11 protein-coding genes are annotated in these 11,852 nt (G+C 71.7%); 10 read left to right on the top strand and 1 reads right to left on the bottom strand.

The window, feature by feature from the left end; genetic code table 11:
• Positions 1 to 88: 88 nt before the first annotated feature.
• Genes OQ02_RS33145 through OQ02_RS33130 form a run of 4 tightly spaced genes read left to right on the top strand, consistent with a single transcriptional unit; the run spans position 89 to position 3,417 of the window.
• Positions 89 to 1,138 (top strand): ABC transporter ATP-binding protein, encoded by a 1,050-nt coding sequence (locus OQ02_RS33145; RefSeq protein WP_033442605.1) that lies wholly within the window; start codon positions 89 to 91, stop codon positions 1,136 to 1,138.
• Complete coding sequence (locus OQ02_RS33140; protein ID WP_033442604.1) at positions 1,131 to 1,790, top strand: ABC transporter permease subunit; 660 nt, start codon at positions 1,131 to 1,133, stop codon at positions 1,788 to 1,790. The genes OQ02_RS33145 and OQ02_RS33140 overlap by 8 nt, the downstream gene beginning before the upstream one ends.
• The gene (locus OQ02_RS33135) at positions 1,787 to 2,536 is read left to right on the top strand and encodes an ABC transporter permease (protein WP_051773094.1); all 750 of its coding nucleotides are present in this window, start codon (positions 1,787 to 1,789) and stop codon (positions 2,534 to 2,536) included. The genes OQ02_RS33140 and OQ02_RS33135 overlap by 4 nt, the downstream gene beginning before the upstream one ends.
• Positions 2,533 to 3,417: an ABC transporter substrate-binding protein gene (locus OQ02_RS33130; RefSeq protein WP_033442603.1), complete on the top strand. Its 885-nt coding sequence runs from the start codon at positions 2,533 to 2,535 to the stop codon at positions 3,415 to 3,417. Before OQ02_RS33135 ends, OQ02_RS33130 begins: the two co-directional genes overlap by 4 nt.
• A 196-nt stretch (positions 3,418 to 3,613) precedes the next feature.
• On the opposite strand, the gene OQ02_RS33125 is transcribed toward OQ02_RS33130, so the two are convergent.
• The gene (locus OQ02_RS33125; RefSeq protein WP_033442650.1) at positions 3,614 to 4,387 is read right to left on the bottom strand and encodes an IclR family transcriptional regulator; all 774 of its coding nucleotides are present in this window, start codon (positions 4,385 to 4,387) and stop codon (positions 3,614 to 3,616) included.
• A gap of 45 nt (positions 4,388 to 4,432) precedes the next feature.
• On the opposite strand from OQ02_RS33125, the gene OQ02_RS33120 reads away from it, so the two are divergent.
• The 6 genes from OQ02_RS33120 (at position 4,433) to OQ02_RS33095 (ending at position 11,624) form a co-directional block, all read left to right on the top strand.
• On the top strand, positions 4,433 to 4,909 hold the full coding sequence (locus tag OQ02_RS33120) for a SigE family RNA polymerase sigma factor (protein WP_033442602.1): 477 nt from the start codon (positions 4,433 to 4,435) through the stop codon (positions 4,907 to 4,909).
• On the top strand, positions 4,906 to 5,922 hold the full coding sequence (locus OQ02_RS33115; RefSeq protein WP_033442601.1) for a hypothetical protein: 1,017 nt from the start codon (positions 4,906 to 4,908) through the stop codon (positions 5,920 to 5,922). The genes OQ02_RS33120 and OQ02_RS33115 overlap by 4 nt, the downstream gene beginning before the upstream one ends.
• A 120-nt stretch (positions 5,923 to 6,042) precedes the next feature.
• Positions 6,043 to 7,545, top strand: coding sequence for a histidine ammonia-lyase (gene hutH / locus OQ02_RS33110; protein WP_033442600.1), 1,503 nt, complete (start codon positions 6,043 to 6,045; stop codon positions 7,543 to 7,545).
• Complete coding sequence (gene hutU, locus OQ02_RS33105) at positions 7,545 to 9,188, top strand: urocanate hydratase (RefSeq protein ID WP_033442599.1); 1,644 nt, start codon at positions 7,545 to 7,547, stop codon at positions 9,186 to 9,188. Before hutH ends, hutU begins: the two co-directional genes overlap by 1 nt.
• The gene (locus OQ02_RS33100; RefSeq protein WP_033442598.1) at positions 9,181 to 10,359 is read left to right on the top strand and encodes an allantoate amidohydrolase; all 1,179 of its coding nucleotides are present in this window, start codon (positions 9,181 to 9,183) and stop codon (positions 10,357 to 10,359) included. The genes hutU and OQ02_RS33100 overlap by 8 nt, the downstream gene beginning before the upstream one ends.
• Positions 10,356 to 11,624: a formimidoylglutamate deiminase gene (locus tag OQ02_RS33095; protein WP_033442597.1), complete on the top strand. Its 1,269-nt coding sequence runs from the start codon at positions 10,356 to 10,358 to the stop codon at positions 11,622 to 11,624. Before OQ02_RS33100 ends, OQ02_RS33095 begins: the two co-directional genes overlap by 4 nt.
• Positions 11,625 to 11,852: the final 228 nt, after the last annotated feature.

Genomic DNA, 11,852 nt, shown 5'->3' with positions numbered 1-11,852 from the left:
CTGACCGAAGTGTGGAACGCCGTGCCACGGTCGGACCAACGGGCTAGGGTCGGACGACGCTTGATACCCATCGGCAGGAGGACCACGGGTGATCGAGTTCCGCGACGTGACCAAGCGGTTCGACGACGGGACCACCGCGGTGAACGGCCTGGACCTGGTGGTCGAGGCCGGCACGATCACCGTTTTCGTCGGGCCGTCCGGGTGCGGCAAGACCACGTCCCTGCGCATGGTGAACCGGATGCTCGACCCGACGTCCGGCACGATCCTCGTGGACGGCAAGGACGTGCTCGGCGTCGACCCGCCGACGCTCCGGCGCGGCATCGGGTACGTCATCCAGCAGGCGGGGCTGTTCCCGCACCGGACCGTGCTGGACAACGTGGCCACCGTGCCGCTGCTCACCGGCTGGACCAGGCGCAAGGCCCGTGCGCGTGCCGCCGAGCTGCTGGAGCTGGTCGGCCTGCCCGCCGAGCTGGGCCGCCGGTACCCGGTGCAGCTGTCCGGCGGCCAGCAGCAGCGCGTGGGCGTGGCGCGGGCGCTGGCCGCGGACCCGCCGGTGCTGCTGATGGACGAGCCGTTCAGCGCGGTCGACCCGGTGGTGCGCGAAGGGCTCCAGGACGAGCTGCTGCGGCTGCAGGCGGAGCTGGACAAGACCATCGTCTTCGTGACGCACGACATCGACGAGGCCATCCGCATCGGCGACAAGGTCGCGGTGATGCGCACCGGCGGCTTCCTCGCCCAGTACGCGCCGCCGGCCGTCCTGCTGACCAGACCCGCGGACGACTTCGTGGCGAACTTCGTCGGCAAGGACCGCGGCTACCGCAGTCTGTCCTTTGTGGACTCGTCGGGTGTCGAGGTGGCCGAGGTCGCCACCGTCGCCGACGGTTCCGCGTTCGAGTCCTCTCCGGACTGGCGACTGGTGGTGGACGCGGACAAGCGCCCGCAGGGCTGGGTCGCGCCGGACGCCTCGGTCGTGCCGGGCGGCTCGCTGTACGAGGTGGGCGCGTCGATCCGGGGCGCGCTGGACTCGGCGTTGTCCTCGCCGTCCGGGCTCGGGGTCGCGGTGGACGCGGAGGGCCGGTTGGCCGGTGTCGTCACGGCCCGGCAGGTGCTGGACGTGATCGAGAGCCGCCGTGGGTGACATGGTGACCTACCTCAGCGACGCCGGTACGAGGGCGGCGCTGCTGGACAGGCTGCTCGAACACGTCTACCTGTCGCTGGTGCCGCTGGTCGTGTCGGTGGTGCTGGCGATCGTCCTCGGCCTGCTGTGCCACCGGTTCCGCCCGGTCAACGCGACGCTGATCGCGTTGTCGAACGTCCTCTACACGATCCCGTCGCTGGCCCTGTTCGCGATCATCCCCGCGTTGATCGGCACCAGGGTGCTCGACCCGGTCAACGTGATCAGCGCGCTGACCCTCTACACCACCGCGCTGCTGGTCCGACCGGTCGCCGAGGCGCTGGACGCGGTGCCGTCGCACGTCACCGCCGCGGCCACCGCGATGGGCTTCCGGCCGTGGCGCCGGTTCCTCACGGTGGAGCTGCCGCTGGCCGTGCCGGTGCTCGCGGCGGGCGTGCGGGTCGGGTCGGTGAGCAACATCAGCCTGGTCAGCGTCGGCGCGCTGATCGGCACCGGCGGCCTCGGCACGCTGTTCACCGACGGCTTCCAGCAGCGCTACCTCGCGCCGATCATCGTCGGCATCGTGCTGACCCTGGTGCTGGCGCTCGTGGTCGACCTGCTGCTGGTGCTGCTCCGCAACCGACTGACCCCGTGGGTGCTGGTGGGTAAGCCATGATCTTCGCCGAGGCGTTCGCGTGGCTGGTCGACCCGGCCAACTGGTCGGGCGGCAAGTCGATCCCGGTGCGGGTCGGCGTCCACCTGCTGTTCTGCGTCGGGGCGGTGCTCGGCGCGGCGCTGGTCGCCGTGCCGCTTGGCCTGTTCGTCGGCCACACCGGGCGCGGCTCTGTGGTGCTGGTCGGCGGCAGCAACGCGTTGCGCGCGTTGCCGACGCTGGGTCTGGTGACGTTCCTGTACCTGATCACGGGCGGCGGCACGGTCGGTGTGCTGATCGCGTTGATCGTGCTCGCCGTGCCGCCGATCCTGGCCGGCACCTACGCGGGCATCCAGGACGTCGACCGCGGTGTCGTGGACGCGGCGCGTGGCATGGGGATGACCGGGACGCAGCGGTTGTGGCGGGTCGAGGTGCCGAACGCGCTGCCGCTGCTCATCGGCGGCCTGCGCAACGCGATGCTGCAAGTCGTGGCCACCGCGTCGGTGGCGGCGTACGTCGGGATCGAGACGTTGGGACGTCCACTCCTGGACGGCGTGCGGGTCCTGGACTACGCGCAGTTCGTCGGCGGCGCGATCCTCATCGCGCTGCTCGCGGTCGCGCTGGACGCGGTGCTCGCGGGCGTGGGCAGGCTCGTCGTGCCCGCGGGCGTGCGGCTGTCCGCCCGAGCGGGGAGGACGCGGTCGAGCAGGATGCAGTCGAGGCGCCGGAAGAGTCCGGTGCCCGTCGAATCTGGAGGAAGTCCGGCATGAAGCGCACGTTGGCCGTCATCGTCGCCGCGGCCACCCTGGTCGTCTCCGCCTGCGGGTCCAAAGAGGACTTGGGCGGGACCGGTCAGGAAGCCGCGTCGGGTGAGGTCGTGGTCGGTTCGGCCGACTTCACCGAGAACAAGATCCTGGCCGAGATCTACGCCGGCGCGCTGAAGGCGACCGGCGCGAAGGTGTCGGTCCGCGCCGGTATCGGTGCCCGCGAACTGGTCGTGAAGGCGTTGCAGGACAAGTCGCTCGGCGTGGTGCCGGAGTACACCGGCAACCTGCTGAACTACTTCGACAAGACCAACACCACGACCGAGGCGGAGGCCGTCTACGCGGCGTTGAAGTCCAAGACACCGCAAGGCCTGGAGGTGCTGGAGAAGTCGGACGCGGAGGACAAGGACGTCCTGGTGGTCACGAAGGCCACTGCGGACGGTGGCGTGAAGTCGATCGCCGACCTCGGGTCCGGCAAGTACGTGCTCGGCGCGGCCGGCGAGTGGCAGCAGCGCTGGGAAGCGAAGATCAAGGATTTGTACGGGGTGACGTTCACCGAGATCAAGACGACCGACGCGGGCGGCCCGATCACCGTGGACGCGTTGAAGAACGGCACCGTCCAGGTGATCAACCTCTACACCACGTCCGCCGACATCAAGGCGAACGGCTTCGTGGAGCTGGAAGACCCGAAGACGATGTACCCGGCCCAGAACATCGTGCCGCTGCTCCGCTCGGACGCGGTCGACGCGAAGGGCAAGGAGGCGCTGGACAAGGTCTCCGCGGCGCTCACCACCGAGAACCTGGCCGATCTGGTCAAGCAGGTGGACGTCGACAAGAAGACCGTGGCGAACGTGGCGGCGGAGTTCCTGAAGACCGTCAGCCTCTGATCCTCCCGATTTCGTGGGCCGGGGGTGGGCGACCACCCCCGGCCCACGAGCGTTTTCGCGACCTTCCGAGAATCGTCGTGGTCGTGGCGCGAGCCGCCACCACCGGGTGTTCCGTCACGTACGCGGTCCCGCTGACCGTCCGGGGTGGGAACCCGCGGCACGTCCGCGGGTTCCCACCCGCTCGACCGGACCGGGCTCAGCCCCGGCCGCCGATCCGCCCGGTCAGCTCGTCCGCCGCACGTCGGATCTCCACCGCCAGCTCCGGCCACGTCTCGCCGCACTCCACCTCGCAGACGTGCCGGAACGTCACCGTGATCGCCGCGATCGGCCGCTCGCCGTGGTCGAAGACGGGCGCCGCCACCGAGGCGAACCCGGCCGTCACGTACCCGTCCTCCACCGCCCACCCGCGCCGCCGTTCCACCGACAGCAACCGCCGCAACGCGGGCAGGTTCCGCGGACCCCTGCCGGTCCGGTCCACGAACGGGCCGCCCGGGAACAACGCCCGCACCTGCGCCGCGGGCAACCGCGCCAGCATGGCCCGCCCCGAAGCGGTCAGGTGCGCCGGCAGTCGCACGCCCACGTCCGACACGATCGTGGTCGGCTGCCGGGGCTGCTCCCGCACGAGGTAGAGCGCCTCCGCACCGTGCAGCACGCCGAGGTGGGCAGTGCGCCCCACCGAGTCGACCAACCGCCGCAGCACCGGACGCGCCAGCCGTTCCAGCGGGTCGTGCCTGAGGTACGCCGAGCCGAGCTCGAACGCCGCCACGCCCAGCCCGTAGCGTCGCTCCTCGGGGAAGTGGGTCGCGAACCCGGCCGCCGTCAGCTCCGCCAGCAGGTGGTACGTCGTGGACCTGGGCAGGGACAGCTCACGCGCCACCGCCGCCGCCGACAGCGGACCGGGCCTGCCGGCCAGCAGGCGCAGCACCGCGAGCCCACGGCGCAACGCCGGCACCTCGCTGCTGCCTCCCACGAAACCCATTCTCAACAAAACCGGGGTGCGGCGCATTGGAGGGTTATGACGACCAGCTTCGAGGACTTCGCCACCGGGCAGGTCACCCCGCTGCTGCGCTACGCCACCGTGCTGACGGGTGACCCGCACCTGGCGCAGGACGTCGTCCAGGAGTGCCTGCTCAGGGCCCAACAGCGCTGGTCACGCATAGCGAAGCTGGACGCGCCCGCCGCGTACGTCAAGCGGATGGTCACCAACGAGTACCTGGGTTGGCGACGCCGCCGGGCGCACGCCCCGCTGCCGGACGTCGACCCGCCGGACCAGGACCGGTTCGGCGACTACGACGAACGCCAAGCGATGCTCCAGCGCATCGACCGGCTCCCGCGCAAGCAGAAGGCGGCCGTCGTGCTCCGCTTCTACGAGGGCTACGACGACGCCGAGATCGCGGGGGTGCTGGGCTGCTCCCGGGTCACGGTCCGCAGCCACATCTCCCGCGCACTGGCCACGCTGCGCACGAACGTCCGGGTGAAGGAGGAGCTGTGACCGACACCGAGAGCCTGATCAGGGACGCCCTGCGACTGCGCGCCGACCAGGCCCCGCCGGAGGGCGCGGTGCTGGCCGCCCTGCGCCGTCCCAAGCGCAGCCGCAAGCCGGTGTTCCTGGCCGTCACGGCGGCAACGGCCGCCGCCGTCGCCATCGTCACCACGATGATCGGGCGACCCGTGGCCGAGTCACCGCCGGGCGGCCACAGCACCACCGTGCTGACGACGGCCACGACACCCACGACGGTCACCCCGATCGGCCTGGGGCACAGCCCGACGTGGCTGCCCGACGGCTTCGTCGAGACCAAGAGGTGGTTCGGGGATGACGTGTCCGTCCAACGCGACTGGACGGGCCGGCCCGCGTCCACCGGGCTCCCGCCGCCCCGGGTGCAGCTGGTGATCAAGCACGCGGAGGCGCAGGAGCGGGACGTCGAACAGCGGATCGCCACCGGGCCTGCCGTCGACCGGGTGATGGTCAACGATGCGCCGGGCCTGTTCTCGAACGACACGTCGGGCCCGAACGAGTCGAACGGGACGCTGTCCTTCACCCCGGCGCCGGGCGTCTACGCCGTCCTGTCCGTTTACGCCACGCTCGACGTCCGCACGACCCTGTGGCGGATCGCCATATCCGTCCGGCCCGACCCGACCGTGGTGCGTCCGCCGCTGTCCGTCGGCGGATCGGCCCCCTACCTGGTCGAGGTGACCGACGAGGGCTGGATGGCGCAGGCCATGGGGCAGATCGACGGCGCCGGCTACGTGGCCGCGCTGGGTACCGCTCCCCGCAGGCAGTCGAAGACCGGCTTCCAGGAGCAGCCGCGCGCCGTGACGGCCCGAGGTCTGCCCGCCGAGTACCTGGTCTCGTCCCACGGGTCGCTGACCGTCCGGTTGAGCCCGGACCTGTACCTCACGGTGGAGGCGCTCGATCAGGGCGTGGCGTCCGCGGAGGAGATGATCGCCGTGGCCGAGGCGGTGGTGGTCGACCCGGACCCGGACGTCGCCTGGGCGGTCCGGTGATCGGCTTGGGAGCCCACCCGGGCAGGGCCGCCGCCTGTCCCTGACCACGAGTCTGGGATACCAGACACGATCGGCGGACGTCGGGTCGTGCGGACCCGGCCGCCGGGTTGAGATGGGTCCATGCAACCCGTGCAGCTGGGTCCGAAACCCCTGACCCGCGATGACGTCCACGCCGTGGCGCGAGGCGACGCGCGCGTGGAGATCACGGAGGCGTCGCGCGAGGCGGTCACCACCGCCCGTGCGCACATCGAACGCCTGGCCACCGCCGAGCAGCCGACCTACGGCGTCTCCACGGGGTTCGGCGCGCTCGCGGTCCGGCACATCCCGCCGGACCGCCGAGCGGCCCTCCAGCAGTCCCTCGTCCGCTCGCACGCGGCGGGCTCGGGCCCCATGGTCGAGCGCGAGGTGGTCCGCGCCCTCGTGCTGCTCCGCCTCAAGACCCTCACCAGCGGTCACACGGGCATCCGGCTGGAGACGGCCGAGGCGATGGCCGCGATGCTGAACGCGGGCATCACCCCGGTCGTGCACGAGTTCGGCTCGCTCGGCTGCTCCGGTGACCTGGCACCGCTGTCCGCCGCCGCCCTGGCCCTGACCGGCGAGGGCGACGTGCACGACGCGGACGGCACCCTGCTCCCGGCCGCCGAAGCCCTCGCCAAGGCGGGCATCCAGCCCGTCCGCCTGGCCGAGAAGGAGGGCCTGGCGCTGATCAACGGCACGGACGGCATGCTCGGCATGCTCATCCTGGCCGTCAAGGACCTGCACTACCTGCTGGACGTCGCGGACCTGACCGCCGCGATGAGCGTCGAAGCCCTCCTCGGCACGGACCGCGTGTTCGCCGCCGACCTCCACGCCCTGCGCCCGCACCCCGGTCAGGGTCGTTCCGCGCAGCGGATGGCGGAGATCCTGCGCGACTCCGAGATCATGGAGAGCCACCGCGGCCCGGACTGCACCAGGGTGCAGGACGCCTACTCGTTGCGCTGCTCGCCGCAGGTGCACGGCGCGGCCCGCGACACCGTCGCCTACGCCGAGACCGTGGCCGACCGGGAACTGGCCTCGTCCATCGACAACCCGGTGGTGCTGGCCGACGGCCGGGTCGAGTCGAACGGCAACTTCCACGGCGCGCCGATCGCCTACGTGCTGGACTTCCTGGCCATCCCGACCGCCGACGTGGCGAGCATCGCCGAGCGACGCACGGACCGGATGCTCGACGTGAACCGCTCGCACGGCCTGCCGCCGTTCCTGGCGCACGACCCGGGCGTCGACTCCGGCCACATGATCGCCCAGTACACCCAGGCCGCGATCGTCAGCGAGCTCAAGCGCCTGGCCGTGCCCGCCTCGGTCGACTCGATCCCGAGCAGCGCCATGCAGGAGGACCACGTCTCCATGGGCTGGTCCGCCGCGCGCAAGCTGCGCCAGTCCGTCGACGGCCTGCGCCGCGTCCTCGCGATCGAGCTGCTGACCGCAGGCCGTGCCCTGGACCTGCGCAAGCCGCTCAAGCCCGCCCCCGCCACCGCGGCGGCCGTCGCGAAGCTCCGCGAGCACGTCGAGGGCCCCGGCCCGGACCGCCACCTCGCGCCCGAGATCGCCGCCGCCGAAGACCTGATCCGGAAGGGAGTCCTCTGATGGTGCGCGCTGCCCGGGGAACCGACCTCACCGCCCGCAGCTGGCCGACCGAAGCCGCCCTGCGGATGTTCCACAACAACCTCGACCCGGACGTCGCCGAACGCCCCGACGACCTGGTCGTCTACGGCGGCACCGGCAAGGCCGCCCGCGACTGGCCGAGCTTCCACGCCATCACCCGCGAGCTCACGAACCTCGAGGACGACGAGACCCTGCTCGTCCAGTCCGGCCGCCCGGTCGGCGTCATGCGCACCCACGAGTGGGCGCCGCGCGTGCTGATCGCGAACTCCAACCTCGTGCCGGACTGGGCGAACTGGCCCGAGTTCCGCCGTCTCGAAGCCGAGGGCCTGACCATGTACGGCCAGATGACGGCCGGGTCGTGGATCTACATCGGCACCCAGGGCATCCTCCAGGGCACCTACGAGACGTTCGCCGCCGTCGCCGACAAGCGTTTCGACGGCACCCTCCGCGGCACGCTCACCGTCACCGCGGGCCTGGGCGGCATGGGCGGCGCGCAACCGCTTGCGGTCACCATGAACGAGGGCGTGGCGCTCTGCATCGAGATCGACCCGCAGCGCGCCCGCCGCCGCGTGGAGACCCGCTACCTGGACGAGATCGCGGACGACGTCGACGACGCGATCGCGCGGGTGCTGAAGGCGAAGGCCGAGGGCCGGGCGCTGTCCGTCGGGCTGATCGGCAACGCCGCCGAGGTGCTGCCCGAGCTGCTGCGCCGCGACGTGCCGGTGGACATCGTCACCGACCAGACCTCCGCGCACGACCCGCTGGCGTACTGCCCGAAGGGCGTCGCGGTGGAGGACTGGCCCGACTACGCCGCCGCCAAGCCGGACGAGTTCACCGACCGGGCCCGCGAGTCGATGGCCGACCACGTCGAGGCCATGGTCGGCTTCATGGACCGCGGCGCGGAGGTGTTCGACTACGGCAACTCGATCCGCGGTGAGGCCAAGGCCGGCGGCTACGACCGGGCGTTCGACTTCCCGGGCTTCGTCCCCGCCTACATCCGGCCCCTGTTCTGCGAGGGCAAGGGCCCGTTCCGCTGGGCGGCGCTCTCCGGCGACCCGGCCGACATCGCGGCGACCGACCGGGCGATCCTGGAGCTGTTCCCGGAGAACGAGCGGCTGGCCCGCTGGATCAAGATGGCCGGTGAGCGCGTCGAGTTCCAGGGCCTGCCCGCCCGCATCTGCTGGCTCGGCTACGGCGAGCGCCACCTCGCCGGGCTCAAGTTCAACGAGATGGTGGCGTCGGGCGAGCTGTCCGCGCCGATCGTCATCGGCCGGGACCACCTCGACTGCGGCTCGGTGGCGTCCCCGTACCGGGAGACCGAGGCGATGGCCGACGGCTCCGACGCCATCGCCGACTGGCCGCTGCTGAACGCCCTGGTCAACACCGCTTCCGGGGCCACCTGGGTGTCCCTGCACCACGGCGGCGGCGTCGGCATCGGCCGGTCCATCCACGCCGGTCAGGTGACGGTCGCGGACGGGACCGCGCTGGCGGCGCAGAAGATCGAGCGGGTGCTGACCAACGACCCCGCGATGGGCGTGATCCGGCACGTCGACGCCGGGTACCAGCGGGCCGTCGACGTCGCCGCCGAGAAGCACGTCCCGATCCCGATGAGCAGCGATGACTGACCTCCAGGACATCTCCGACGTCGGGCGCGACCGCCGGCGCGGCGGCTACTCGCGGCACGGTTTCGACAAGGTCGAGCTCGAACTCCGCGCCTGGTTCGCCGAGGAGGCGACGCGTCGGGGGATCGACGTCCGGCCCGACCGCAACGGCAACATCTGGGCGTGGTGGGGCAAGCCGGGGCCCGACGCGGTGATCACCGGCAGCCACCTGGACTCGGTGCCGGGTGGCGGTGCGTTCGACGGGCCGTTGGGCGTGGTGTCGGCCCTGCAAGCGGTGGACTTGTTGCGGGCGCGCGGTTTCACGCCGTCGCGGCCGTTGGCGATCGTGGTGTTCGTGGAGGAGGAGGGTGGGCGCTTCGGCGTCGCCTGCCTCGGATCACGCCTGATGACCGGCGCGATCGCACCGGAGGTCGCCGCCAAGCTGACCGATGCCGACGGCGTCACGTTCGGCGAGGCGGCGCACGCCTCCGGCTTCGACCCGCTGCGGATGGGCCGGGACGACCGCGCGCTGTCGTACCTCAGCGCGTTCGTGGAGCTGCACGTCGAGCAGGGGCGCGGCCTGGACGTCCCGGTTGGCCTGGCGAGTTCGATCCTGGCCCACGGCCGGTGGCGGTACACGTTCACCGGTGAGGGCAACCACGCCGGTGCGACGTTGATCGAGGACCGTCGCGACCCGATGCTGCCGGCGGCGCAGATGGTGCTGGCGGCACGGCGCGCGGCCACTTCCGGCGCCCGTGCGACGGTCGGCCGCCTGGTGCCGAACCCCGGTGGCACCAACGTCATCCCGTCGTCGGTGGACGTCTGGCTGGACGCCCGTGCCGGCGACGAGCCGCGCACCCGCGAGGTGGTCGACCGGATCACGGCGGCGGCACGGGCGGCGGCCGAGGAGGAGGGGTGCTCGGTGCGGGTGACGGAGGAGAGCTGGGGCGGGACGGTGCACTTCGACGCCGGTCTCATGTCCGACATCCGGGGTGCTCTCGGTGAGGGCACCCCTGATCTGCCCACCGGTGCCGGTCACGACGCCGGCATCCTGGCCGCGCACGTGCCGACCGCGATGTTGTTCGTGCGCAACCCGACCGGGATCAGCCACGCGCCGGACGAGTTCGCCGAGGCGGACGACTGCGCGGCGGGCGTGGTGGCGTTGGCGACGACGTTGGAGCACCTGACGCGATGAAGAGCTTCTGGTGCGAACGCGCGTGGCTGCCGGACGGCATCGCGTCGCGGGTGCTCGTGCGGGTGGACAAGGGTGCGATCGCATCGGTGTCTACAGTGGACACCATCCCGCTCGGCGCGGAACGCCTGCACGGCATGGTGTTCCCCGGTTTCGCCAACGCGCACTCGCACGCGTTCCACCGGGCGTTGCGCGGGCGCACGCATTCGGGTGGCGGCACGTTCTGGACGTGGCGCGACCGGATGTACGCGGTGGCGGAACGGCTGACGCCCGACTCGTACCTCGAGCTGGCCACGGCCGTGTACGCGGAGATGGCCGTGGCCGGGGTGACGGCGGTGGGGGAGTTCCACTACCTGCACAGCGGTGGGAACGAGATGGCCGAGGCCCTGCGCCAGGCCGCTCGGGACGCGGGAATCCGGCTGACCCTGTTGGACGCCTGCTACCTGGCCGGTGGGATCGGCCAGCCGGTGCGGGGGGTGCAGGAGCGGTTCTCGGACGGGACCGCGGACCGGTGGCTCGACCGGGTCGCGGAACTCCGCGGTGACGAGAACACCCGGATCGGCGCGGCGATCCACTCGGTCCGCGCCGTGCCGCGCGAGGCGTTGTCGCTGGTGGCGCGGGCGTTCCCCGACCGGCCGCTGCACGTGCACCTGTCGGAGCAGCCGGCCGAGAACGAGGCCTGCCTGGAGGCGTACGGGGTGACGCCGACGGAGCTGCTGGCCGAGGCCGGTGCCCTGACGCCGCGGACGACGGCCGTCCACGGGACGCACCTGTCCACGAAGGACATAGGCCTGCTGGGTGCGACGCGGTCCGGGGTGTGCTTCTGCCCGACGACGGAGGCCGACTTGGCGGACGGCATCGGACCGGCGCGCGAGTTGGCGGACGCCGGGGTGGCGTTGTCGTTGGGGAGTGACCAGCACGCGGTGATCGACCCGTTGGCGGAGGCGCGGGCGTTGGAGCACAACGAGCGGTTGCGGACGGGCGAACGTGGCCGGTTCACCCCGGCGGAACTCGTCGGGGCGCTGACGAACCACGCGTCGATCGGCTGGCCGGAGGCCGGTCGGATCGAGGTGGGAGCCCCGGCCGACTTCACCGCCGTTCGGATGAATTCCGTCCGGACCGCCGGTGCCGAGCCCGAGCAGTTGATCCTCGCCGCGACCGCGTCGGACGTCGCGGTGGTAGTGGTCGGGGGAAAGGTCGTGGCCCGCGATGGTGTGCACGAGCAGTTGGGCGACGTGGCGCGCCTCCTGACGGATGTACTCGCCTGAGTAGGTGACGGGATTCCGGCGGTCTCGTTGGGATGACAGGCACGATTCCTTCGCCTTGGAGGTGAATTCACGCGTCCGTGGGAGCCCGGTGACGGACCGTGCCATTTCCGAGCGGTTTCCTTGCCTGGCCGGGTGATGACGTGCGAATGTCTGTTCGACTATTGTTCGGGTATGGATGTTTCGCCGGTGTTGTTGACCGAGGACGACGTGTTCGCCGCCATTGCGGAG

This window comes from Saccharothrix sp. NRRL B-16314, from assembly GCF_000716595.1.
Taxonomy (GTDB): Bacteria; Actinomycetota; Actinomycetes; order Mycobacteriales; family Pseudonocardiaceae; genus Actinosynnema.
Note: the sequence above shows the minus strand (reverse complement) of the source record. Positions and strands in the feature narration are given on the sequence as shown.